This is a genomic window from Bacillus cereus group sp. BfR-BA-01380 (genome assembly GCF_022663535.1).
Taxonomy (GTDB): Bacteria; Bacillota; Bacilli; order Bacillales; family Bacillaceae_G; genus Bacillus_A; species Bacillus_A cereus_BB.
In genome coordinates, this window is the sequence record NZ_JAKUFS010000008.1 from 141,325 (window position 1) to 164,287 (window position 22,963).

Sequence of the window (22,963 nt, forward strand, 5' to 3'; positions counted from 1 at the left end):
TTCTTTATAGGCTTATCTCCCCCAAAATGCCTTAGCGTATAATATCCACGTTTTATCGGCAGTACCACCGCTAGAAAATTTAATATATTCTAAATATAGAATAACACTAATGGGGGGATGATGATTGAAAAAACATTGTTTAGGACTAATCATAATCTTTACACTAATATTTGTAGGAGGATGTAGTATGAATAACGATAAAAAAAATGAAGAACAAAAAATAGTTGACCGAGCTAAAGAAAGAACTATCCAATACTTTAAAAAACGACAAGACTTAGATGTAGTAATCACTGATTATAAATTTGGTCCAAGTGATTTACAAGGTATTTTTATATCTGGATATGTTAAAGACGATAAAGATAAAAAATTTAGCATAATCATAGAATACGGTGGCGATAAGTATGCAATAGGTTCAATCTCTACAAGTAAAAATTTACATTTAAAATAATAATTCCACACGATGCATAAGGAAAAGTTGAATCAAAAAAATCTTATTACCTTTGAGTATAATTTTCTTATTAATCATATTAGTAGGATGCAATATGGACAAAAAGCAAAAAAACGAAGAACAAAAAATCGTAGAAAAAGCAAAAAAAACAACTATTAATTATTTTAAAGAGAAAGAAAATTTAGATGTAGCTATTACTGATTATAGATTCCCTTCTAATGATATAGAAACTATTTTTATAACTGGTCATATCGAAAATGATGAAAGTAAGAAATTCACAGCTTCAATAGATTACAATGATAATTACAATATCGGTTCTATTTCAACTACAAATTTTAGCCTAAAATATTAATTTTGAAAGACACTCTAATGAGTGTCTTTTCTTTATGAAAAAGTCCTTACACAATGCACAGGGGGAAAAAGAATACTGTTAATGTGAATAGCTTCATTTTAATACATCAATACCCAAAGAGGGGTCACCACTATACCAAGAATACGAAACTATTAGATCATCTGTTGCTATACAAATGACTTATCAAATCATACGTGAATTGTAAAACCACAAAGAAAAACCTAAAATTGCTGCTTAACAACACCTTTCAAAAGAATCGTTATAACAAAAACATACATTATTGTTACAATATAATTACCATTAAAATAAAGAGAAAACGAAATATATATTTAGGAGGAGAAATACTTTGGAAATAGATCATATAAAGAATATCCTAAGAAAAAGAGCAACTATATTTCAAACAGGTGGAAAAAGACCCGATTTATCTATAAACGAAAGTTGGATTGGAAAGATTCCCTATTCATTACCAAATGAAACTTACCCAATCGACCGCTATCAAGACAAAATGTATGCGATCATGATGCTTAATTTAACTCAGGTCCCTTTTGTTCCAGAAGCAGTAAAAGATATGAAGGCCATCGCAGTATTTCTTTCGCCAAACTTTGCTAAAGATTTGTCCAACTTATCAGGAAATTTTTGTATTAGAGAATATGATTCTTTAGAGGAATTAGTACCGAATGAAATGTCACTTACGTTTCCAAATCTAAAACCTTTTCCTTTAATACCAAGATTAGTAACTGATGAGTTTCCACAATGGGATACGGAAGATTTTCCCAACAACATGCAAGATAGAATTTTTGAACTTGAAAACACAATTGAGATTGACTACTACGAGGATATTTTTGAAGAAAATTATTACATACACAAATTAGGAGGCTATGCTTGCTTTGCGCAATCTGGTATCCAATGGCCCGCGGATTATGAATTTATTTTTCAAATAACAGACGATCCAAAAGCAAAGTTTGGAATTATTCACGGCGGCGGAATTTACTTTGCTAAAAATAGCAAAACAAATAATTGGATCGCACATTGTGATTTCTTGTAGGAATAGAATATGAAGTAACGTTTTGCCCTCTTTCTATATTTGATTCGAAAGCTAAAAAGTAGTGTTCATTATAAAACCATCTTTCACTAGAAAGATGGTTTTATAGTATGGTTTATTGTTACTTTCATTCATGATTACGATACTTCTTTCAAGAATGAAATGAAGGAAGTATCTAGTCGATATATGAAAGGTCGCACTACATCGTTATTAACCGCACCTTGCTCTTCTTTCGTCATACCACGAAAATCATGTATTCTGTCTAGCTATAACAAACTTCGATACCGCTCATTAGGTATCATAGTAAGCATTTCCTCAATACTAGCGAGTGAGAATCTACACTTTGCCCCATCGATACAATAGCGTATAAAGTGAAACTTTAATCAGTGGGGGTTTTTTTCATCCCCCCACTGATTATCAGCCCTCACCAATCGGGCTTTTACGGGCAGTTTATCTCCCACCTAACTTCTTAAGGAAAGCGGAAGCGGCTTGCTCAGAATCGCAGGGCGCCCACGCCCCCTCGGCCGAGGCGCGTTTTGCCTCGTCCGAGGGGGCGAAACGACCGGAGATTCTAGCCGCTAGAGCTGGACAATGCTTCCGCTGAATTTTGAGGCGGGAGTATTACTGCCCGTTAATGCGGGATAAATTCTCCATTCATAATGGTTAAGTCTACTTTTATGTATCGTCAAGCGGAAAATAAATGAAATCCCTCTTCTAAAAGAACATAAGTTCGTATATAATAAGAACGAACGTTCCGATTCGTAGGAGTGATTACCAAACCGTTACCTTACGAAGTTTTTACACCATTGTGTCCTGCGTCAAAATAGGACTCGATCAACTAGCCGTTGTCGGTGATGTGAATAGACAAGGATCAATTATGTGAGCCGCCACTCCGACCATAGAAAGATATATAAGATGTTCGAATTACATAACAAAATTAGCAAAAACAATAGATGGCATCCATCATAAGTATGGTAAAGATTCGATTATGAGAGGTATAAGTTACATACAAGGGACTACACAACATGATAGAAACACATGATTAGGAGGAAATAAAACATGAATAACATAAATATGCCAAAAGATAGAGGAATGGTAAAATGGAATCCGTTTTCTGCAATACCAGAACAATTTACTGGAATCCGAAAAATTATTGAGGAAAAAACGAAGGTGCCACGACCAGTATTAACAAAAAATGTGAAAGAGAAAATTGAAAACAAGTTATTATGCTCATTCCTTTCAGAGGAAGAAATATTAATTACTTATTATGAAGATGGTCACCTACTTACAAGCTATATAACTGTAATTAGCATAGATCCTTTGAACAACTCTGTAATATGTACAGACGCGTTTTATAATAAAATTACTTTTAAGTTTGTTGACATTGTTGATGTACAAGGAATAACTGTTTGAAAATTCATACCTTTCTCTTCGTATATGATATTATAAATATATATATTACTTCATTTCGTTTACTAGGGGGATTATTTTAGTGTTTTGGAAAATATTTTTTCTTTGTGCTAGTTTAATATTGAATATATGTGCGTTTCCTGCTGCAATGTTCCTTGGTACAATGGCCACCGATGCTCCTGGAAGCGGCCTTGCTGAATTTTCCATTGGATTCTTTATGATTCAAGGAATCCCTCTGATTTTACTTATTATTAGCGTGGTTTGTTTGGTAAGGAAGCCGAAAAATAATCAGAAAGCCAATTGACAATAGAAGTTGTAAATAAAGGTTTATTCCTCATACATATATGTATGGTGCAATTCTATTTTTCTGTTATAGCATAAAAACAAGAATCAAGTGGTCCAGACTCCATTTCTGTGGTGAAATCATTTACCAGCAGAATAACCGGTAAAAGAATCCTGTTTTGTGTAGGGTTCTTTTACTTTACCTTCAACATGAATTGTTGTACAGATCATTTGTGTGAGCAAAGTCCCTTTATATTGATCTAAAGGGACTTTTTTAGGTTTCTACATACTCAGAAAAAATCATTCCATACAACCGAAATCTGAGATAAAAAGATAGCAGTAGATTGACAGAATTATACCCACTTTATGTAAAGAACATACTACAAATAACCCTACTAAGTTCTATGGTTTAATCGAACCATTTGTCTCCATCAGTAATCCATTTACTATTATGTAAATCAAAGCATGGATCATAATCATGAAAACTAAAGTAGACAGGCATTTTAACGCTTGGGCCACCTGCTTTATTCCAACACGCAGCAAACCATTCCACAATAGCTTCTGTTTCAATTTTAGATAATTCCCCATCATCTTGATCATAAAACTCCCAAAATTCATCTGATTTGTCATCAGGGAATTTGTAATATTCTACATCATCTATCAAATCGTGACTACCTGAAAAAATACTGCTATCACTTCCTTCATAAAAAACTTCACTTGCTCCTCCATCCATGGAAAACATGACAATGGACATTCCAAATCCCTGAACAAAAGCTGTGAAATCTAATAAATCTATCCCCTTATAATAATTAAAATGAATTGTCTCTTTTATATTTCGAATCAGATCATCGGAATGTTCTTCAAGACCCTTTTTTAAAGAACTTGTGTAATTTTCTATCGTAAACAAACGATTCACTCCATATTCTAATTGAATTTCCAATATATTTTTCTCATCTAGTAATATCAAAATTAAGTATTAAAAATACGCACGATCTCGTCAAACGTACTCTCCCATCCTTAGAAACAATCCCAATTGTATAACACATCTGAAAAATCTAACCGAGCTAAGTCGTCTCTATTAATAAAAAAGTTTGCAACACCTGAATCTCCCCACATAATTCCTAAATCATCATCTGTATCAATCTGTAAAAGCAGCGTATCATATTTGCTACCCTCTTCTCGTGGGTCATACTGTGTAAAGAACGGATACCCACCAATCCTATGTCCTATATTACTCATATGTTCAACGTATAAACTCCTTAACTCAATCGTTCTATCACCGTCTTGTACCTCTTTTTCTTCCTCAAAACCCACAAGGAACTCACTGCCGAATCGGTAATCACAAGTTGTAACTGGCTGTAATCTTTCTTCAAATACAAGTTTCGCTTCCAAAGGAGGAATGAACTCCTCATCATGCTCCTCAATATTATAGTTAAACTCAGTAATCAATTTACTTTTGTCTTTTATAATATCTTGATGATATATAACTCTAAACCCTTCTTGTGATGTAGGATTATCGAAATCCGCCCCAACTAAATCATCTGTAGTATCTACAAAGAATTGCAAGATGCCCTTTGTCGGCATGTTATTGATATGCGGCACATCTTCAAAATTGATTTGTGCCAGCAAACGCAATGTCTTTCCTTGTTCGTTTTTAGGGAGTTCCTCACCAATTAGCAAATAAGGATCTCCACCAATTTTACTCTCCCATAACTCTGTAGCCCCTACTTTACCTGTCATTTTTAGTGTTGGTTTTAATGATTTTAAAATATCCTCTTTATAGTTTTCTAATTGCTCTGGAATATATAACTCTATATCTTTCATTTAGAATCCCCCTTTTCATTTAAATATTAGCATAATGTAACATCCTATACGTATATTTCCTACGTGGTAGTTACATAGATAGCATTGCTTGCGCTTACAAATTAAAATTTTATTTAAAACGTGAAGGCAATTTTTTTCAAGCTACTGTAAATATCACGCTTTAACTAAACTTCTCTTTTTACAAAAATATATGTGACAATCAAAAACACAAAGAAAGACCTATGATCTTACAGAATTCTATTTTGATATGAAAATATTTATCTTTTTTATGAAAGCAAATCACTTGGATAAGATCAAGTCGTTTGCTTTTGTATTTATAAAGGTACAGACCGCTCGCTATCTTTAAAAACCATATAAATTAAACAACGTCATTTTAGTTATAAATGGTTTTATTTATGTTTTCTTTAGCAATTATTCATTACAAAATGCAAATGATTGTTTACATTTTGTAACCAATCTTTTACAATGATGGTAATAGAAAATAAAGGAAGGAAAATCAAAATGTTGGAAAACAGAGTAAGAGAATTACGGGCACGTTTTAAATGGACTCAGCAAGACTTAGCCGATGCAATTGGCGCGACAAGACAGACAATCGGGTTAATTGAAAAAGGAGATTATTCCCCCTCTGTCACTATGGCGTTAAAAATAGCCGCTGCGTTTCAAGTTACCGTAGAAGATGTTTTTTATTTAAAGGGAAAGGAATGATTATGGTGAAGCAGGTTTTAAGATCTCCGCTTATAGGGGCGAGTATATTTGTGTTGGTTATTGCGTTTTTACTATTTTCTCTTATGAGTACACAGGTCGTTTTAGCTAGATTATGTTTTGGGATTTTAGCGACGGTTACTTTTTTATGGTTCATTCTTACAGAGTTTTATAACAGAAAGAATCCTGATGATAAGATTAGATTATTTGGCTTTATACCATCCGAATTTCGTGAAATAGATGAAGGGCAGCAGTGGGTAACCTATAAGGCTTGCCGAAATGTGTATATTTACTATAGCATTGCACTTCCAGTAACGGCAGGGATCTGCTTCCTCTTTTCTCAACATCATTTTGTTCCATTACTGTGTATTGGTGTACTAGGTGCAGGTCAATACATTGTCTATTGGTTAACTACTATTCTTATTTTAAATCGTATTTAATCTAAAGAAAAAAGGGGATGAAACAATATGTTGGAGTGGGCTCAAAATGCGGGTGCATTATGGCAATATGCAGTGTTATTTCTATTAGCTTTTGCCCCATGGATGGATGTATCAATCGTTGTACCACTTGGTATCGCATGGGGGTTACACCCATTTGCAGTAGGAGTAACAGCATTTGCAGGAAATCTTATTTTAGTTCTACTACTAGGCTTTTTCTTTAAACAGTTTGCCAGATGGCAAGCAGCAAGAAGGTTAAAAAAAGGTATAACAGCACCTTCGAAAAAAGAAACTCGATCAAGAAGAATATGGGAACGATATGGTATTCCAGGTTTGGCCTTGCTCGCTCCAATTCTTGTAGGGACCGATATTGCGGCCGTATTAGCTTTAACATTCGGGTCTTCCCGGACACACGTCATAAGTTGGATGACGGTCAGTCTAGCAGTATGGACAGTCATTTTTGCGGTTGCTTCGATGTATGGATTTAGCTTTTTAAATATCATTTAGGATAACATGATGATTTTATATAATCTGAAATCGTTCACTACCTAAAAATTATGGGGTGATGAAGTGAGTTCATATATTATCAAGACAAAAGATTTGACCAAAAAATATAAAAATCAAACGCTTGTAGATCAATTGAATATGGAGGTAAAACAAGGAGAAATTTATGGTTTTTTAGGACCGAATGGTGCCGGGAAAACAACCACCATCCGTATGTTGCTTGGACTGATTCGTCCCACAAATGGGGAAGTAAAAATATTTAATCAAGAGCTCAACCAAAATCGAATGTCCATTTTAAAAAAAGTGGGGGCACTTGGACGCAAGTGGAATTTTTATATGGTATGGTTTTATGTCCTACCCTTTCTAGTGTGTTTGTTGCCTTGCTATGTCGCTTCGAACATGTTGATGGGGGATGGAAACAACTTCTGACTTTTCCGATTTCTAAAAAAGACATTTACCTTTCAAAAATGATTTGGGCTTGGTCTCTAGTGGGGATAACAAATATCGTTCTTTTCACCTACCTTTTCATAATAGGTAATATAATGGGGGTCACAGGGACTTTCCCCTTTTTCGATCTATTAGGCTTATTCTTGAGAGGATGGCTAGCTACATTACCATTAATTGCAATGCAACTATGGCTATCTACCCAATGGAAAAATTTTGTGCTTCCTTTAGCAATAAATTTTGCCTTTGGAATGCCTAATATCTTCATCTCCAGTTCAAAGTATGGAAAATACTATCCATGGTCTCAACCTGTTTATGCAATGACTCCTGAGAATCAATTGGGATTCACTCAATCTCTCCAAGATTTTTATATTGCAGTTATTATTACATTTGTAGTATTTAGTATAGCTGGACTTTGGAGTTTTCTTAAAGCCGAGGTTAAATAACATAAATACAAATCTTAGGGAATAAAAAGGAGCTGATTAAGTGAAAAAGTTAGTACTTTGAAGCGTGTGTATTCTTTTTGTATTAGCTATCTTATTTTTATTTGGGCCTTTGAGCGCGATTCTTAAATAGGTTTCTTTTATATACAGATCATCATGTCTTTTAATTTTGATGTGAAAAACCAAGAGCAATACTACTTACGAACTGTGGTATTGCTCTTTAAAGTTGTTTAAGTCTAAAAGATTATTCAATAATCTCGTTCGATTGCTTAAAAAGAAAAAGTCGTAGTTATACAATTTCTTACGACTTTTTCTGTAATAATAAAGATGAATTTAACTGTGTGGCATAGCATTCTTAATGTAGTCAGAAAGCTGTTTATCAATCTTATCTATCCCTAATTTCTCTCCTACTTCAGGATTCTCTTTATAATAACGTTCAGCTGCTTTGGATATCTCAGGATCCCTAAAAGTCAACTTATTGAGGTATTCATTCCATTGTTTTGCTAGTTGAGTTACGTCTAGATTTTCAGGTGGTGTTCCTTTCTCATATTCCATTCGGATCTTTGCAGTTATTTTAGTCCATTCACTTACACATTGCTTTCTTTCCTCTAGTCCCATTTGTTTGAACATCTTTTCCTGTTGCTCTTGGGTAAAATATTTTTCTTTACTCATATTTATCACCTCAATTAAATTTATAAATTGCTCTGCGCCCACTTCTTGCTGACTATTAAGCAGCTCGTATATTCTTTCCAACCGACTGCATAATTGCTCGTGTATTCGAATGTACTCTTTTACACTTTCTAACTGTACTTTTATAACTTCGACAGGATTTAAATTTGGATTTTCTATCATTTCTTTAATCTCACCCAAAGCAAAACCTAACTGCTTAAGTGACATAATTTGTTGTAGCTTGGTAATATCTGTTTCAGTGTAAATCCTATATCCCTTATCAGAAGACTGCGAAGGAGAAAACAATCCAATTTTGTCATAATGATGGAGCATCCGTACCGTAAGTCCAGTTTGTTTAGCTAATTCTCCAACTTTCCAAGTTTTTTTATTCAGAATTAACCCCTCATTTCGTACGAAGTAATTTTGCCGGCAAAATTACCATACAACCTGACACCGTGTTAGGTTCAAGTATCTTTTTAAAACTTTTTTGTTGTTTATATTAATAACAGTTTTCATAAAAAACATGCCTTCTTGTTTAAGAATCATACCCAAATTTGGAACTATTGGTGAATGATAAAAGTCGATACCCTCGCATTTGAGAATATCGACTTTCATTTTTAAATTAATTTATTGTTCAAGAATATCTTTTAAGTTCTCTTACATGTCATGGAGATATACTTGACCGCAACTAAATTTGGGATTTCTAACACGACTTTTGATTAGATTTTTTGTTAACAGACAATAAAGTTATTATAAATAAAGTTTCTGTCGTACTTAAAGAAAAGAATGTACTTTTTTGGTGGACTACATACTATACGCGAAAGAATATAAAACAGAGGAATTATATAAGGGGTTAATTGATTTTGGAGGAGGACATAGCCCATAACGGGAGGCGTATCCGCAGATGTGAAGCATCGAGAATCTTAAAAATAAGAATAATTAACTAAACAAAGGATTATAAATTGTGGTACCACCACATTGCTATCAACTTAAGAAAACAAGTCCCCCAAAACGATAAATAAGCTTCTTCGTTACAAGAAAGCCTAAAAATTTCGTTCTGGGGGGTGCAATAAAACTTTAGCTTGATGGCTATGTATCTCTACCCCAAATTGTTCAATGTAATTAAAATAAACTTTTCTTTTGTCACAATTATTGAATTCAAGGAGAGTGGATGCAGATGCATGCTGAAATCAAATTCATTCATCACGTCGGCCATGTAGTCTCCGATATGGAAGCTGCACTCGAACTGTACAGAAAACTGGGATTTGTCTGTTCGCCGCCGTCCTATCCGGCGATGGCCGAAAATGAAGGAGAACCTCCGAAGCCGTTCGGAGCAGCCAATTCGCATGTCGAGTTTTTAGGCAGCTTCATCGAAATCGTAACAGTTGCCGAGAAAGGCGCGAGGATTCCGCTCAATGCAAAACTCGTTCCATTGCAGGCATCACCGGATGTGCTCCAAGTAATAATCGGAAAAATCAAGCACACTGTCGATACTGTCTCCAGATGTCTGTCCCGTTATGAAGGAACGCATATTCTTTGTTTCGGCACCGAGGACGCCGACCAGACAGCTGACCGTTTCCAACGGAGTGGAATCAGTCATGGCGGCGTTAATACCGTGCAGCGACCTCTTGAAATGTCCGGGGGAATTCAACTTATTCCCGTGCGCTATTTGGAAATTGACGAGGACAACGTGCACGAAGGTCGTCTGGCTGCAGCGGAAAACTCGTCCTCAGCCATAGTAGAGGAGCAAATACCTCCAAACCATCCGAATGGGGCGACGGATCTAGTCGAATCAATCTTATGCGTAGAAGATTCCGAGCTGGACGAATTCACTCGGCGATATGGCCGATACTTGGACCGTGAGGCCCAGACGGATGGAGTGACACACATCTTCAACTTGGAAGGGGCTCGCATCACAATCGTTCCCGGATCGCAGTTGTCAGAACTGCTCCCAGGAGAGATGGCACCCCCGCTGCCGGGATTTGCCGGGTACGCGGTAGCAGTGAGCGACATCTCCCACACCCGAAGTTATCTCGAAGGGAATGGTTTACCGATAGCGGAGACGACCTCGGGCGACCTCTTCGTACCGGCGGCCGAGGCGCTTGGCACTGCTATCGTGTTCAGGAAAGCATAGCAGCAAAAAGGAAACAATCCGCGTTAAATCATGATGGGTTTCTCATTTCTAAGCACGTAGATTTGCTCCCACATGATTCTACTAACGGAGAACGATAGCATAATAAAAGCAGCGGCAGTCTAGGTCTTTCGGGTTCCTAGTCCGTCACTGCTTTTTTAACAAGTCAGTCTAATGGAATTTGATACTCGGCTTATGGGTGATCGTACCGTTTCAGCTTAGAGTAAGAAAAGACGCCAAGCTGGACGAGATTTAGGGTTTAGCGTATATTTTCGTTAAAATGTTGGCGGTACCCCATAGCTATCAAGCTAGTATTTTGGAGTGTCCCCAAAACGAAAATTTTATTATTTTACAGTTATTTATGAGGATTCCGCTCACTTTTTTCGTTTTGGAGAATAACCGATTTCTTAACTTGATGGACGCGGGGTAAAGACTTACGTTAGGTTGAGAGCGATGTGATATGATGTATGAAAGGGAATACATTTTATGACGAAAAAAGCACAAAGAGGGAAATTTATGACGAAAAGTACAAAAAAAATTTTCACGTATTTGACATTAATCGTATTACTAACTGGATACTCATATTATGCAATAATTTCAAAAGGAACCCTGAAAGGAAATGAGGGTTATGTATTTGAGCTTATGTGGGCTCCAGCTATAGCAGCATTTCTCACAAAACTCATATATGACAAGAACATTAAGGGCTTTGGTTTTAAACCTGGAAAATTAAAATATTTAGCTTTTGGATATTTTTTACCCTTAGCAAGTTGCTTAATTGTATATTCCGCTGTTTGGATTACCGGTATAGCAGATGTTAAGTCGCCAAACATACTTCAAGTGATAGTTTTAGCAACCTTAGGAGTTATGTATAGCTGTTTGTCTGCTGCGGGAGAGGAAATAGGCTGGCGAGGTTTTATGGTACCTGAACTTTTAAAAGAAAACTCTTTTTTAAAGACATCTTTGATTGCAGCATTAATTTGGTATCTTTACCATTGTCCACTCATATTGTTTGCAGACTATAGTAGTGAAGTAGAAAAACCTTTTGTACTAATATGCTTTGCTTTTTCCATGATTTCTGTTACTTTTATAGCAAACTATCTAAGAGTAAGATCAAACAGCGTATGGCCAACAATTATACTTCACGCAAGCCATAATCTGTTCGTTCAAGCTTTATTTGATGAGATTACAATAAGTAAAGGAATATCAAGATATATAACAACAGAGTTTGGCGCAGGACTTGCACTATTATATTCTTTAGCTGCTATATTAGTAATAATTAGGTATAAAAAGGAAGTTAAAAATTCTAGCATAATGTAAAACTAATGTTAAAAAGTTTATATACTTGGGATACCGCCACATCACCATCAACCTAAAAAAATCCTATACCCCAAAACAAGAAGATTTACACTTTTTCATTAAAAATGTGCAAAACTCTTATTTGGGGGTATCATAAAGTTTTCAAATCGATAGCTAAGTATTAGAAATCAAATCATAATCTAATCTTTCTAGAATTATCAAGAATATATGGCATAAAGAGTAAAAAGAAACCGAATACCATCATCAAAGAATTCAATGAAAATAAAGCAGATTGCTTAACCCAAGCTGATCCAAAAATAATTACAAAAGTCATACCAGCCCCGCGCATAATAGATTTGAAGGAAACAGAATTTGTCATTATTTTCAATGTTTTTACTTGTAAATTTTCAATTGATTTCTTTATTTTGGTTTTCATGTTACTGCCTTCTTTCCAAGAAATAGAGTACATATGATGGTTATATTGTATTCCTATATACTTGTAAATTCAAATACTTATGGAATTTAGCCTAATATCACAACTCATCAATTCTTACACAAGACATACCTCGGCTTGATAGTTCTTGAAAGACATCTTTTAATGCATGAATGGTATTCATCGGAGCATCTTCATCCACTTCAAAGGTTTTTCCACAATCACGCAAGAGAATAACATCCCCATGGCGGACGATAATAGCTGGAACGTTCCCCAGTAATGTTTTCAATGGTTGAAGCACTCTTCCTTAAATGTCTCCTTATCATCCAAAGGTCCATAATCCAGTTGGACTTGTGCACGTAATTATACATTCCTATTAAATGCCCCTCTGCTTGTATTCTTTCAATTAACTCAGGGTATTGTTCCGCCTTAGAACCAACGACAGAAAATGTCGCCTTCATATTATTTATTTTTAACAAGTCCAATAGCTGCGGAGTATAAATAGGATTTGGACCGTCATCAAAAGTAAACGCAATTTTTGCAGAAGAATCTTTCCTTTTTAATACCCCGATACCAACACCGGCAGTAAGAATATACGGAACAAGCCAATATAATGCTAGCAAGAACAACACCAGTAAAATAACCTTAACCATTTCCTGGACTCTTCCCTTTCTATAATTTCTGTTCTTGCATTTTTCTTCGTAGGACAATACTTAAATTGAACTACCCCCACCTAAAACCCTAACGGATTTTTTCTTTAAAAGCATCGAAGACCCTTTACATAATATTTCAAAATTTGTTCGATATTTCATAATCTTCTTTCCAAATTTTATGTTACGATTAATCGGTAATGATGATTAAACACTTGAATTTGGTACAATAATTGGCCATAAGTGAGGACAAAAGTTGTGAGATAAATTCATTAAAACTCTAACACATTAAAGGGGAGATCACATATGAAAGCAGTAGTGGTTAATAAAAACAGCAAAGCAAACATTGAAGTTATTGACAAAGAATTGCGTCCGTTACGCTCAGGGGAAGCATTAGTAGATGTAGAGTATTGCGGAGTTTGTCACACTGACTTACACGTTGCGAATCATGATTTTGGTGACACAGATGGCCGCATCCTTGGTCATGAGGGTATCGGTATTGTAACTAAAATTGCTGATGATGTTACTTCACTTAAAGTTGGTGATCGTGTAAGTATCGCATGGATGTTCCAATCTTGTGGCCGTTGTGAGTATTGCGTAACTGGTAGAGAAACATTCTGTCGTGAAGTTAAGAATGCTGGTTATTCAGTAGATGGCGGCATGGCTGAACAATGTATCGTTACTGCTGATTATGCGGTCAAAGTACCAGAAGGATTAGATCCTGCCGGAGCATCATCAATCACATGTGCAGGCGTAACTACATACAAAGCTATTAAAGTATCAGGCATTAAACCTGGTCAACCCATCGTAATCTACGGTTGTGGTGGATTAGGTAACCTTGCTATCCAATATGCTAAAAATGTATTTGGTGCAAAGGTAATTGCAGTAGATATCAATGACGACAAATTAGCATTAGCTAAAGAGGTTGGTGCCGATATGACTATCAATCCAATTACACAAGGTCCTGCTGATAAGATTATTCAAGAGGCGTTTGGCGGCGCTTATGCTGCTGTCGTAACAGCGGTTTCTAAAGTAGCCTTCAACTCAGCAGTTGATGCAGTACGTGCTTGCGGTAAAGTAGTTGCGGTCGGTTTACCAGTAGAAACGATGGACTTAAACATTCCACGACTTGTACTAGACGGAATTGAAGTAGTTGGTTCTCTAGTTGGTACCCGTATAGACCTAGAAGAGGCATTTATGTTCGGTGCAGAAGGCAAAGTAGTTCCGGTTGTTCAAACTTGCCCACTAGATGAAGTACAAAATGTATTCGAAGACATGGAACAAGGTAAGATTCAAGGTCGTATGGTAATCGACTTTAAACAGAACAAGTGTAATTGCGGTTGTAAATAATTTTTTTGTTTCAACTATCGTTGGTGCGATTCTCTTAGTAAATATTAAAATGGCAGCTTCTTGTGCATGAGTCCGGTATTGAACTGGACTCATGCCTTTTAACTATCATTTAGGATAACATGAAGATTTTATGTAATCTAAAATCGTTCACTACCTAAAAATAATATCTCTATCTTCTGAGAAAAGTTCTTTACCTAATTGGTCATTTTCTACTATATATGACTCGCCATCTCCAATTCGCCAACTAAAAGCAGTAATGTCAATTGGCTTTAGCACTTCTCCAAGCAAACTGCCATATTCGTTTGGAATTTCAAAACAAATTCCTCTCCTCATAACATCGCCCCCCTGAAGATTATTATAAAACGAAACAGTTTGATAGCTATGCAGCAATTTTTCTTTCCGCACCATTCTTTTTTCTCATGTAATCGTAATCCATGTCCACTATTCAGTCTAATCTCATAATTCATCAATTCTTACACAAGACATACCTCGGCTTGATAGTTCTTGAAAGACATCTTTTAATGCATGAATGGTATTCATAGGAGCATCTTCATCCGCTCCAAAGGTTTTTCCACAATCATGCAAGAGGATGACATCCCCATTTTTCATATCCCGTAATAGTCTTTTTTTAATTTTTTCACTGCCGCCTTTACTGCTCCAATCCTCTGCCATTACCGACCATAGGATGATCTTATACTTTTTCATTAGCAAAAAATCAAATACGTTTAATAATCCCCATGGCGGACGGTAATAGATGGGACGTTCCCCAGTAATGTTTTCAATGATTGAAGCACTCTTCCTTAAATGCCTCCTTATCATCCAAGGAGCCATAATCCAGTTGGACTTGTGCACGTAATTATGAATTCCTATTAAATGCCCCTCTGCTTGCATTCTTTCAATTAACTCAGGGTATTGTTCCGCTTTAGAACCAACGACAAAAAATGTCGCTTTCATATTATTTATTTTTAACAAGTCCAATAGCTGCGGAGTATAAATAGGATTGGGACCGTCATCAAAAGTAAACGCAATTTTTGCAGAAGAATCTTTCCTTTTTAATACCCCGATACCAAAACCGGCAGTAAGAATATATGGAACAAGCCAGTATAATGCTAGTAAGAACAACAACAGTAAAATAACCTTAACCATTTCCTGCACTCTCCCCTTTCTATAATTTCTGTTCTTGCATGTTTCTTCGTAGGACAATACTTAGAATAAAAGACAAGATAAAAAGTCCGCCGCCAAGTATAAAAGGAATGAACCTTCCATAACGCACCCCTGCAAATAGGCTGCTTACCGATATAGTATAAGGCAATATCCCTAAGGCGGTCGTCCATATAAAAGCCCTTCTGTTTACTCCCAATATACCTGCCGTATAGTTTATGAAATGATAAGGAACCAACGGCACAAAACGCAGAATCAAAAGCCCTGTATCTCCTTGTTTTTGTAGCCAACGATCTATTTTTATCAGGTAAGGATTCGTCAATGATTCAATGATTGGACGAGCGAGCCAATTGGATAGATGATACGCAAGGACTGCTCCTAAAATCCCGCCAATCCATGAATAAAATCCACCTGCAACTGCACCGTATATTTCTATAAGAAAAAGAGAAACAAATTCACCAGGCACAGGTATTACATTGACAACCGTTTGAATCATAATACCTAACAATATCCCGAAAACACCGAGATGCCGAATGGATTCAAGCCATACTTTTGCCGATCCTGTATGAAGAAAATACAAATATATTCCTGTAAGAAGTAAAAAGATAATTAAACTTCCAATAGATAGAGAGCGAGCTACTGGTTTCTTGAACTTGTATGACGCAAACATGAACATCCTCATATTTCACCTTATTAACTATGAACCAAATGAATACATTAGGTCATGTACATTGGAATTGTTTTCTTTTATCTTCATAATGACTTCTACTGATGCAAAGGCAGATTCTTTAGGATGAAATCGTTTCGAATTCTCCCTCATCTGTTGAAGTAGTTCTACATTGCTCAGTAATTTGGATACATGATCGGTTAAATCCTGATCCGTTTTTGCTTGAATCGCCACGCCTGAATGAACTAAAAATTTAGCGTTATCCTGTTCTTGACCGGGAATAGGTTTATAAAGAAGGATAGGCAGTTCCATGGCAATCGCCTCAAAGGTAGTGACTCCTCCCGGTTTTGTAATCATTAGATCAGAAATAGCCATTAACTCATGAACATAATTGATATAACCAGTGAGATGGATGTGATGCTTGGAATCCTTTAACGTTTCCTGTAATTGCATACGAAGTTTTTCATTATGTCCACAAACAATGATGAATTGCATAGGCTCCGATAACGTATCAAACGCTTGAAGAGTGGAACTTCCATCACCAATCATGCCACAACCGCCCCCCATTACTAACACTGTAGGAATATGAGGATCTAAACCATATTTCTCAAAAATTCCCTCTCGTTCAAAGGACTGAAAAAATTGCTGTCGAATGGGAATCCCTGTATGAGCAATCCGATTCTCTTTAACGCCTAGGTTAATCAGAGAATCGCGGACAATACTTGAGCCAACGATATATTGATCCGTAAAAGGATAAATCCAGCAACTATGATCTGTATGATCAGTAATGGTGGTTACAGCAGGAATATCGGTTAAACCATAGGATTTCAACTTTGACATCACAGCTGCTGCCAAAGGAAACGTACTGACTACGACAGTCGGCTGCACTTCTTCAATCAATTTTTGCAATCGTCCAAGACCTGTAGAGAAAATCGTCTTTAGCAAATTGGATAAAGTATTCACTCTCCGTGTTTTTTGATACATATACCCATACAACTGAGGGAATTTTTTTACTCCTTGGAGGAAAAGGAAACGGCTCACATGATTAGAATAGGGATGAACCCATTGCATAAAATCAAAAATCACCGGTTCTACTGCCGGAAATCGAATTTGTATCGCTTCATGTAGAGCTTGGGCTACTTGGATATGACCATCCCCATAATTTCCGGTAAGGATTAAAACTTTTTCTTTATTTACTACCTTCATTAATCTCTGCTCCTCTAAAGTGTTAATGTGACTTCTATCTATAGATTTCGAGTGCCCCACATGATCCAGTGGTTCATCTCAACACGAACGGCTAACCTGGAAACGATTCCTTAACAACATGTTTTACTGTACAGTTCGGTAATAACAACCATCTATACACAACCTCTACCATTTTAAATAAACATTCAACCAATAAAGTGAAACTTTAATCAGTGGGGGTTTTCTTCATCCCCCACTGATTATTAGTTGAACCAATCGGGCTTTTACGGGCAGTTTATCTCCCACCTAACTTCTTTGCTTTCGCTGAATTTTGAGGTGGGAGTATTACTGCCCGTTAATGCGGGATAACATGGCGACCATAACATCCATAATGACACGTTGTTTTATAAATAAAAACCATCTAATCTAACAATCAGATGGCTTTTTCTGAACATAATTATCTTATGTTACTTTTAATGGTATCGTTCTTTCTTCAAATTCTTTTTTCATATCTTGCCTGTCACATTTTTAGGAAAAGGATCTACTGATATTAAGTAAACAGATGGAAAGGTTCACTCTTACACTTTTGGAAATTTTAAAATAAAGGTGCCTTCTAATAACTAAATATTTTTCATAACTTTCTTCAAATAACACTCTTCTTCCCTCGTCAAAAGAGCAGGAAATTCAGCTAATGGAATCTTATCCTGTTTCGCAATATTTTCAAAGTCATCTTTCGATACACCAGCACTTTGAATGATTTCTTCTATTAATTTATAAAACTCTTTAGCAACAGCTTGAACATCAACATGTGCTGGATCCTTCTTCTCTTCCTTATATCTCTTCAATTGCTTGATTAAACGCATAAACTGCTGATTCAATTGTAAATTTAGTTCTTTATCATTATAAATTTTTTGGATCCCCTGTTCTGAAAACCGTTCTCCTAACCACTCTCTATTTTCCTTCTCCCATATGAATGTTTGTAAGAAAGAACAAAATAAAGGTACATCTATCGTTTCTTCTTTCTGCAATACTGCTGTCATTTCATCCATATGTGTGAGTATCTTCGCAATTCTCTCTTGTTCCGCTAATAATAACACTCTTTGAAAATGGATCCGCTCCATAAACTTCTCCTTAGAGATATCATTCTGTAAAATGATGCTTTGAATCTCCCCTAATGAAAAGCCAAGATGTTTCAACGCTTGTATTTGTTGCAATATATATAAATCATCTTTCGTATATAAACGATGTCCACCTTCTGTATAATCGCTTGGTTTCAATAGATTAATTTTGTCATAATAACGAAGTGTTCGTACTGTTACCTCACCTACACTGGCAAGCTCACTAATTGTCCAGGACATGTCTTCACCTGCTTTTCATTTTTCTTTTTCATTTATAGCCCATAACATTTCTTTTTTAATTGCGTACTGAAGCATATTAGAAACACTCTCCAATACACCTTTTTTATTCTTAATTTTCATACCTAATCGAAACAGAACTACTACAAGTAATAAAAAATTGAAACTTTTTCGAGTTGATTTTCCGTAGCTATCATATTCCTCACAGCCATAATACAGATCATTTTGCTTTCTTTTTCTTATAACTAAATAAAGGCCAACAAACAAAGCCAATATCGCAATAATAACCCTTTTTTTCTTTGTTTCCATTTCTGTGTTCATTACTTATTTTCCTCCCATAGCGTATTTGTCTTCTTTAAATAACGGAATTCGAATGAGATAACGGTATGGTTCATCACGGATTATTTTCCACGCAATGATGACAACTTGAATGACTTCTAAAGCAAATACACACCAAAACAAAACTTCACTGATACGTGAACTAATGTTAAAGAGAAGAAAAATCAACAAGTGAAAGTTAAACGCTTTTCGACAATGGTATTTGTATACTCCATTTTTACGTGCCAACGTTATATGCATAAACAATGGTGAAAAAATCCCTACAACAGCTGATAGCAGTACCATGATGACGATATTTCTTTTTTCTCTTACACTGCTTTTCATTGGAACTCCCCTTTCGTTTTGTCTTCTTTTTTTATCGTAAAAGATGACGTGGGTAGAAGTTCAAGAGATATTATTAAATTTCTTTTGGATAGATCCATTTAGAACATATACCGTTTAAAAGGGGGGAAAAAGTGAATATTGGAATGTTTATCGCCGAACTTATTACGTTTGTTATCGATTTTTTTAATTAGTATCCCTTATTCCCTTTATAAGAGATTCTTTTTTATATCAAAAATCAATAATCAGCTTGACCTTAACGCAACGTGATAGATTAAGTTAATCTTAGGAGGGGAATTCAACTGGTAACAACGGGGGATGTCAAAAAGACTACTGGTTCGCCCGAAAGAGCAATAAGGTATTATTGTGATTTAAATTTGATTACTCCTAAGAAAAACGACATAGGGAAAATACATTTATCAAATGAGGATTTACTAGACTTAATTGAAGTTCTCGCTCTAAAAATATTGGGCAGAAGGTTAAAATCTATAGCGTCTTTTCCATTACATGAACTTCATATTAGAGACATAACACTTCAGCTTGATGAAATGTACACTCATATAGCGGACTTACTTATATCATTAAACCAACTAAAGAATATCACGAATGAAGATATCCTATTAAATACTCTTAAGCTATCTTATGAATTTAATGAAACCTATATAAACAAGAGGTGATTAAAATGAAAATCCACATGGAAGATACTTTAAGTCAGTACGAATTTTTACTTTCATTACCTCTCAAAGAGAGAGAATATTTCTTTAGATATACAATGATGAAACCTTTTGAGGATATGTGGAACACAATTCATGTGCCACTTAAAGCCAAACAACCCAATGGATACGATGTTATGATGGCAACAAAAATGTTAGGGTATCTTGATATAAAAGAAAGTGATATAGCAAAAAAAGCATTGCACGATTTAAAAACAATAGATGCTCTAGACATCGCTCACAAAACATTAAACAGATGCATAGAGTTTGCAAAAGCTACTAACTTAAAAGTACGTGCAGAAGAATTGAAGTTTGGAATGTATATTGCCGATCCTGAAAAGCTAAAAAATCAAAATGGTTATTGTGGTTTCGGCGGAATACCTGGCTATGTCACCATAACCATTCACCCAAACAGTTATAACATTCCGAGAATACCAGCGCTCATTGCTCATGAGTTTCATCATAACCTCCGTTTTTCTTATTTCGATTGGGATCACGGTGACGTAACGCTAGGTGAATATTTAGTCATCGAAGGACTTGCTGATTCATTTGCTACTGAGTTGTACGGTGAAGAATATTTAGGTCCTTGGGTCACCTCAATTGATGAAGAAGAACTTGAATATTCGATTCATGTCATTCGAGAAGGTTTTCATTTAAAAGGATTTGCGGAAGTTAGTAGTTACATGTTTGGAGATGAAATTGCTAAAAAAGAAGGTTATTCACCAGTAGGCTTATCATCTGGCGCAGGTTACGCCGTAGGTTATTACGCCGTACAATCTTTTATGAAAACGAATAACATCACCATTCAAGAAGCCACGTTGTTAAGTGCAGAAGAGATTATTACAGGATGTGGTGTTTTTTAAGGATTTGTTTGGGTTTACTTTGCGGTTGAGGTTTGAGGATGTTGTGGGGATTGACTAGAATAATAGCTGTTTTAAGTGTGTATACTTATCGTTCGAGATATCGATCAATTAGTTTTACTATTATAGAGAAAATGTTGAGGGCTTCTCTATAATAGTAAAACTAATAGACATAAGTTCGGTACCGTACCAAACTCATGTCTAACGACTTTGAACCACTTCATTTCATCCTTGCTGTTTTTCTTTCAAAATATGTATGAGGGCGGTACTCACAAATCTCCTTCGTCCATCTAAATAAAAGATCTTCATCATATTCCCACATACGCTTCGCTTGCTTATCACTAAAATCAATACGCTTGCGATATTCTTTTTCCAATAAAGAATTCACTTTGTTACAAAAATCTTAATAATTATCGTTTAGAAAATAATGTATCACTATGAGCAAATTCTACACATATCTCAACTAAATCTAAAAATGACATAATATTCAGACAATTATTTATCAATAGACCTATTGTCAGAAAATTCTTTTTTCGTGGTAAAATTAGAAGCAAAATCACCAAAAAAGGAGTTATGGGGGATATTATGAACACAAGTGTTGTTCCAAATGAAGAGATAAGCAATCTATTAAATAGTTGGTATCAGTCAATTATTTCTCAACATGCTATAAAAGCAACGCATTTAAAAGAAGAAATTGATAAAAAAATCTTCAATATTGAAGAAAACCAAGATATTCTCACCTATTATTCTTTGATTGAATTTAGGTATAAGCTGCTTGTATGTGATACTGAGGGGTATGAGGAAATTTTAGATAAAATTGAGCCTCTCCCAGAACAAGCGGAACAATTCTTAAAATATTACTATCATTTCTTTAAAGCTATTTATGAAAATTCTCTTGCAAATCACCGAGAAGCTAGAATTCATTATGAACAAGCTGAAAAGTTGCTAAACCAAGTCACAAATGAGCTAGAAAAAGCTGAATTTGATTACATGCTTGCATCATTCCATTACCAAACTTTGAATCCATTATTAGCTATCAGCTATGCTAATAGAGCATATACGATTTTTTCAAAGAATGAGGGATATGAGGTTAAATCTGCAGCTTGCTTAAATACTTTAGGCTTATCCTGTACAAAACTAAAGCAATTTGAAAGTGCAGAAGAACACTTTATTTCTGCATTAGACACATTTAAGAAATATAATGAAGAACATTTAGCAAATAAGGTTAGACATAACTTAGGTTTGTTATACGCAGACCAGAATTTATCAGAATTAGCTGTCAAACACTTAAGAGAATCACTAAAAGACAATCCTAAAACTCTATTTTTATTAGCAAGAGAATACTACAAACTAGGGAAAAATGAGATTGCTGCAGAGATAATTGAGCAAGGGTGCAAACTTAACAACCTTGAAGAATATAAGTATCACTTCAATATTTTAAAGGAACTCAATAAAAAGGCAGATGTTAAGGAAATAGAAAAAGCAATTATAGCAGGAATCTATTACTTTAAAGAAGAAGAGTTATGGGGGCATGTGAAGGAATATGCTTCCATGCTTGGAAATACATTTTATGAATTAAATAATCATGAGACATCTAGTAAATATCTGCATATGGCATTGACTGCTGACAAAAAAGATATGGAGAAGGGAGCTTTAAAATAATGAAAAAGTTAGTGTTGGCTGTTATGGTTCTTACAGGCGTTTTATCATTTGGTGTTGCAAATCAAGGTATTGAAAATCAAGAGGCAACAACTATTAAATACTTAGATCATGGAGAAACTATTTAATAACAACATAGTTTGAAAGACTTCCAAATTACAAAACCCTCGTGCATATTTTATTTGTACTCTTGTACATGAAAAAACATGCGTGAGGGTTTTATAATGTCAATCCATCATGTTTTATAAATCCCATTTCTTTCTTTTTTCTAATTCTTACTTTACTT

The 22,963-nt window shown here is 35.3% G+C and carries 31 protein-coding genes and 1 pseudogene; 18 read left to right on the plus strand and 14 right to left on the minus strand.

Features of this window, described 5'->3' with window-relative positions; genetic code table 11:
- Nucleotides 1-124 precede the first annotated feature (124 nt).
- From MR076_RS10195 to MR076_RS10215, 6 genes and pseudogenes are all read left to right on the plus strand, one after another.
- Entirely contained in the window at nt 125-448 is a 324-nt protein-coding gene (locus MR076_RS10195; RefSeq protein ID WP_242220299.1) for a hypothetical protein, read from the plus strand.
- Nucleotides 449-479: 31 nt separating this feature from the next.
- Nucleotides 480-800, plus strand: a complete 321-nt coding sequence (locus MR076_RS10200) for a DUF1433 domain-containing protein (RefSeq protein ID WP_242220405.1) — start codon at nt 480-482, stop codon at nt 798-800.
- A gap of 346 nt (nt 801-1,146) precedes the next feature.
- Entirely contained in the window at nt 1,147-1,845 is a 699-nt protein-coding gene (locus tag MR076_RS10205) for a DUF1963 domain-containing protein (RefSeq protein ID WP_242220302.1), read from the plus strand.
- Nucleotides 1,846-2,581: 736 nt separating this feature from the next.
- Nucleotides 2,582-2,785, plus strand: a pseudogene (locus tag MR076_RS26795) (hypothetical protein); the annotation flags it as partial.
- A gap of 116 nt (nt 2,786-2,901) precedes the next feature.
- Nucleotides 2,902-3,255, plus strand: a complete 354-nt coding sequence (locus tag MR076_RS10210) for a YolD-like family protein (RefSeq protein ID WP_242220305.1) — start codon at nt 2,902-2,904, stop codon at nt 3,253-3,255.
- 79 nt (nt 3,256-3,334) lie between these two features.
- A complete protein-coding gene (locus MR076_RS10215) occupies nt 3,335-3,556 on the plus strand; it encodes a hypothetical protein (protein WP_242220308.1) in 222 nt (73 codons plus the stop codon).
- Nucleotides 3,557-3,943: 387 nt separating this feature from the next.
- Here the strand turns inward: MR076_RS10215 and MR076_RS10220 are convergent, their stop codons facing one another.
- The gene (locus MR076_RS10220; protein WP_242220407.1) at nt 3,944-4,441 is read right to left on the minus strand and encodes a hypothetical protein; all 498 of its coding nucleotides are present in this window, start codon (nt 4,439-4,441) and stop codon (nt 3,944-3,946) included.
- A 110-nt stretch (nt 4,442-4,551) separates the two neighbouring features.
- Entirely contained in the window at nt 4,552-5,358 is an 807-nt protein-coding gene (locus tag MR076_RS10225; protein ID WP_242220311.1) for a YwqG family protein, read from the minus strand.
- Between the two features lie 501 nt (nt 5,359-5,859).
- On the opposite strand from MR076_RS10225, the gene MR076_RS10230 reads away from it, so the two are divergent.
- From MR076_RS10230 to MR076_RS10250, 5 genes are all read left to right on the plus strand, one after another.
- Nucleotides 5,860-6,063: a helix-turn-helix transcriptional regulator gene (locus MR076_RS10230; RefSeq protein ID WP_242220314.1), complete on the plus strand. Its 204-nt coding sequence runs from the start codon at nt 5,860-5,862 to the stop codon at nt 6,061-6,063.
- Nucleotides 6,064-6,065: 2 nt separating this feature from the next.
- Nucleotides 6,066-6,500 (plus strand): hypothetical protein, encoded by a 435-nt coding sequence (locus MR076_RS10235; RefSeq protein ID WP_242220316.1) that lies wholly within the window; start codon nt 6,066-6,068, stop codon nt 6,498-6,500.
- Nucleotides 6,501-6,527: 27 nt separating this feature from the next.
- Nucleotides 6,528-7,004 carry a small multi-drug export protein gene (locus MR076_RS10240; protein WP_242220319.1) on the plus strand — a complete coding sequence of 159 codons (477 nt, stop codon included), beginning with the start codon at nt 6,528-6,530 and terminating at the stop codon, nt 7,002-7,004.
- Between the two features lie 63 nt (nt 7,005-7,067).
- Entirely contained in the window at nt 7,068-7,430 is a 363-nt protein-coding gene (locus MR076_RS10245) for an ATP-binding cassette domain-containing protein (protein ID WP_396021687.1), read from the plus strand.
- Entirely contained in the window at nt 7,343-7,891 is a 549-nt protein-coding gene (locus MR076_RS10250; RefSeq protein ID WP_242220409.1) for an ABC transporter permease, read from the plus strand. The genes MR076_RS10245 and MR076_RS10250 overlap by 88 nt, the downstream gene beginning before the upstream one ends.
- 330 nt (nt 7,892-8,221) lie before the next feature.
- Here MR076_RS10250 and MR076_RS10255 read toward each other — a convergent pair whose 3' ends face one another.
- The gene (locus MR076_RS10255) at nt 8,222-8,890 is read right to left on the minus strand and encodes a MerR family transcriptional regulator (RefSeq protein ID WP_242220322.1); all 669 of its coding nucleotides are present in this window, start codon (nt 8,888-8,890) and stop codon (nt 8,222-8,224) included.
- Nucleotides 8,891-9,734: 844 nt separating this feature from the next.
- On the opposite strand from MR076_RS10255, the gene MR076_RS10260 reads away from it, so the two are divergent.
- Both MR076_RS10260 and MR076_RS10265 read left to right on the plus strand, forming a co-directional pair.
- Nucleotides 9,735-10,691: a VOC family protein gene (locus MR076_RS10260; protein WP_242220325.1), complete on the plus strand. Its 957-nt coding sequence runs from the start codon at nt 9,735-9,737 to the stop codon at nt 10,689-10,691.
- A 483-nt stretch (nt 10,692-11,174) separates the two neighbouring features.
- A complete protein-coding gene (locus tag MR076_RS10265) occupies nt 11,175-12,005 on the plus strand; it encodes a CPBP family intramembrane glutamic endopeptidase (protein ID WP_242220328.1) in 831 nt (276 codons plus the stop codon).
- 172 nt (nt 12,006-12,177) lie between these two features.
- On the opposite strand, the gene MR076_RS10270 is transcribed toward MR076_RS10265, so the two are convergent.
- From MR076_RS10270 to MR076_RS10275, 3 genes are all read right to left on the minus strand, one after another.
- Nucleotides 12,178-12,420: a hypothetical protein gene (locus MR076_RS10270; protein ID WP_242220331.1), complete on the minus strand. Its 243-nt coding sequence runs from the start codon at nt 12,418-12,420 to the stop codon at nt 12,178-12,180.
- A gap of 97 nt (nt 12,421-12,517) precedes the next feature.
- The gene (locus tag MR076_RS26560; protein ID WP_313897320.1) at nt 12,518-12,646 is read right to left on the minus strand and encodes a hypothetical protein; all 129 of its coding nucleotides are present in this window, start codon (nt 12,644-12,646) and stop codon (nt 12,518-12,520) included.
- Entirely contained in the window at nt 12,639-13,070 is a 432-nt protein-coding gene (locus MR076_RS10275; RefSeq protein WP_313897321.1) for a polysaccharide deacetylase family protein, read from the minus strand. The genes MR076_RS26560 and MR076_RS10275 overlap by 8 nt, the downstream gene beginning before the upstream one ends.
- A gap of 303 nt (nt 13,071-13,373) precedes the next feature.
- Here MR076_RS10275 and adhP point away from each other — a divergent pair, with 303 nt between their 5' ends.
- A complete protein-coding gene (adhP, locus tag MR076_RS10280; protein WP_242220334.1) occupies nt 13,374-14,417 on the plus strand; it encodes an alcohol dehydrogenase AdhP in 1,044 nt (347 codons plus the stop codon).
- Nucleotides 14,418-14,567: 150 nt separating this feature from the next.
- Here the strand turns inward: adhP and MR076_RS10285 are convergent, their stop codons facing one another.
- The 7 genes from MR076_RS10285 to MR076_RS10315 form a co-directional block, all read right to left on the minus strand.
- Nucleotides 14,568-14,750 (minus strand): DUF2691 family protein, encoded by a 183-nt coding sequence (locus MR076_RS10285; protein ID WP_396021688.1) that lies wholly within the window; start codon nt 14,748-14,750, stop codon nt 14,568-14,570.
- A 123-nt stretch (nt 14,751-14,873) separates the two neighbouring features.
- Nucleotides 14,874-15,563, minus strand: coding sequence for a polysaccharide deacetylase family protein (locus MR076_RS10290; protein WP_242220336.1), 690 nt, complete (start codon nt 15,561-15,563; stop codon nt 14,874-14,876).
- Nucleotides 15,564-15,582: 19 nt separating this feature from the next.
- Nucleotides 15,583-16,248 carry a TVP38/TMEM64 family protein gene (locus MR076_RS10295; protein ID WP_242220339.1) on the minus strand — a complete coding sequence of 222 codons (666 nt, stop codon included), beginning with the start codon at nt 16,246-16,248 and terminating at the stop codon, nt 15,583-15,585.
- 27 nt (nt 16,249-16,275) lie between these two features.
- Complete coding sequence (locus tag MR076_RS10300) at nt 16,276-17,451, minus strand: MGDG synthase family glycosyltransferase (RefSeq protein WP_242220342.1); 1,176 nt, start codon at nt 17,449-17,451, stop codon at nt 16,276-16,278.
- 599 nt (nt 17,452-18,050) lie between these two features.
- Nucleotides 18,051-18,788 (minus strand): MerR family transcriptional regulator, encoded by a 738-nt coding sequence (locus MR076_RS10305; RefSeq protein ID WP_242220344.1) that lies wholly within the window; start codon nt 18,786-18,788, stop codon nt 18,051-18,053.
- 15 nt (nt 18,789-18,803) lie between these two features.
- Entirely contained in the window at nt 18,804-19,106 is a 303-nt protein-coding gene (locus MR076_RS10310; RefSeq protein WP_242220347.1) for a hypothetical protein, read from the minus strand.
- A gap of 3 nt (nt 19,107-19,109) precedes the next feature.
- Complete coding sequence (locus MR076_RS10315) at nt 19,110-19,448, minus strand: magnetosome magnetite crystal formation protein family (RefSeq protein WP_242220350.1); 339 nt, start codon at nt 19,446-19,448, stop codon at nt 19,110-19,112.
- A 299-nt stretch (nt 19,449-19,747) separates the two neighbouring features.
- Here MR076_RS10315 and MR076_RS10320 point away from each other — a divergent pair, with 299 nt between their 5' ends.
- Nucleotides 19,748-20,122 carry a MerR family transcriptional regulator gene (locus tag MR076_RS10320; protein ID WP_277928447.1) on the plus strand — a complete coding sequence of 125 codons (375 nt, stop codon included), beginning with the start codon at nt 19,748-19,750 and terminating at the stop codon, nt 20,120-20,122.
- 5 nt (nt 20,123-20,127) lie between these two features.
- Nucleotides 20,128-21,021, plus strand: a complete 894-nt coding sequence (locus tag MR076_RS10325) for a DUF2268 domain-containing putative Zn-dependent protease (RefSeq protein ID WP_242220353.1) — start codon at nt 20,128-20,130, stop codon at nt 21,019-21,021.
- Nucleotides 21,022-21,238: 217 nt separating this feature from the next.
- Here the strand turns inward: MR076_RS10325 and MR076_RS10330 are convergent, their stop codons facing one another.
- A complete protein-coding gene (locus MR076_RS10330; RefSeq protein ID WP_242220414.1) occupies nt 21,239-21,394 on the minus strand; it encodes a hypothetical protein in 156 nt (51 codons plus the stop codon).
- 209 nt (nt 21,395-21,603) lie between these two features.
- On the opposite strand from MR076_RS10330, the gene MR076_RS10335 reads away from it, so the two are divergent.
- Nucleotides 21,604-22,680 (plus strand): Rap family tetratricopeptide repeat protein, encoded by a 1,077-nt coding sequence (locus MR076_RS10335; protein ID WP_242220355.1) that lies wholly within the window; start codon nt 21,604-21,606, stop codon nt 22,678-22,680.
- The gene (locus MR076_RS26370) at nt 22,680-22,805 is read left to right on the plus strand and encodes a hypothetical protein (protein WP_277928439.1); all 126 of its coding nucleotides are present in this window, start codon (nt 22,680-22,682) and stop codon (nt 22,803-22,805) included. Before MR076_RS10335 ends, MR076_RS26370 begins: the two co-directional genes overlap by 1 nt.
- Nucleotides 22,806-22,963: the final 158 nt, after the last annotated feature.

Coding starts and splice junctions, on each gene's coding strand:
- MR076_RS10250 (WP_242220409.1), top strand. CDS start 7,343: ATGGTTTTATGTCCTACCCTTTCTAGTGTGTTTGTTGCCTTGCTATGT.
- MR076_RS10210 (WP_242220305.1), top strand. CDS start 2,902: ATGAATAACATAAATATGCCAAAAGATAGAGGAATGGTAAAATGGAAT.
- MR076_RS10290 (WP_242220336.1), bottom strand. CDS start 15,563: ATGGTTAAGGTTATTTTACTGTTGTTGTTCTTACTAGCATTATACTGG.
- MR076_RS10275 (WP_313897321.1), bottom strand. CDS start 13,070: ATGGTTAAGGTTATTTTACTGGTGTTGTTCTTGCTAGCATTATATTGG.
- MR076_RS10325 (WP_242220353.1), top strand. CDS start 20,128: ATGAAAATCCACATGGAAGATACTTTAAGTCAGTACGAATTTTTACTT.
- MR076_RS10295 (WP_242220339.1), bottom strand. CDS start 16,248: ATGTTTGCGTCATACAAGTTCAAGAAACCAGTAGCTCGCTCTCTATCT.
- MR076_RS10305 (WP_242220344.1), bottom strand. CDS start 18,788: ATGTCCTGGACAATTAGTGAGCTTGCCAGTGTAGGTGAGGTAACAGTA.
- MR076_RS10310 (WP_242220347.1), bottom strand. CDS start 19,106: ATGAACACAGAAATGGAAACAAAGAAAAAAAGGGTTATTATTGCGATA.
- MR076_RS10225 (WP_242220311.1), bottom strand. CDS start 5,358: ATGAAAGATATAGAGTTATATATTCCAGAGCAATTAGAAAACTATAAA.
- MR076_RS10300 (WP_242220342.1), bottom strand. CDS start 17,451: ATGAAGGTAGTAAATAAAGAAAAAGTTTTAATCCTTACCGGAAATTAT.
- MR076_RS10260 (WP_242220325.1), top strand. CDS start 9,735: ATGCATGCTGAAATCAAATTCATTCATCACGTCGGCCATGTAGTCTCC.
- MR076_RS10240 (WP_242220319.1), top strand. CDS start 6,528: ATGTTGGAGTGGGCTCAAAATGCGGGTGCATTATGGCAATATGCAGTG.
- MR076_RS26370 (WP_277928439.1), top strand. CDS start 22,680: ATGAAAAAGTTAGTGTTGGCTGTTATGGTTCTTACAGGCGTTTTATCA.
- MR076_RS10315 (WP_242220350.1), bottom strand. CDS start 19,448: ATGAAAAGCAGTGTAAGAGAAAAAAGAAATATCGTCATCATGGTACTG.
- MR076_RS10285 (WP_396021688.1), bottom strand. CDS start 14,750: ATGAGGAGAGGAATTTGTTTTGAAATTCCAAACGAATATGGCAGTTTG.
- MR076_RS10270 (WP_242220331.1), bottom strand. CDS start 12,420: ATGAAAACCAAAATAAAGAAATCAATTGAAAATTTACAAGTAAAAACA.
- MR076_RS10265 (WP_242220328.1), top strand. CDS start 11,175: ATGACGAAAAAAGCACAAAGAGGGAAATTTATGACGAAAAGTACAAAA.
- MR076_RS10230 (WP_242220314.1), top strand. CDS start 5,860: ATGTTGGAAAACAGAGTAAGAGAATTACGGGCACGTTTTAAATGGACT.
- MR076_RS10335 (WP_242220355.1), top strand. CDS start 21,604: ATGAACACAAGTGTTGTTCCAAATGAAGAGATAAGCAATCTATTAAAT.
- MR076_RS10235 (WP_242220316.1), top strand. CDS start 6,066: ATGGTGAAGCAGGTTTTAAGATCTCCGCTTATAGGGGCGAGTATATTT.
- adhP (WP_242220334.1), top strand. CDS start 13,374: ATGAAAGCAGTAGTGGTTAATAAAAACAGCAAAGCAAACATTGAAGTT.
- MR076_RS10255 (WP_242220322.1), bottom strand. CDS start 8,890: ATGCTCCATCATTATGACAAAATTGGATTGTTTTCTCCTTCGCAGTCT.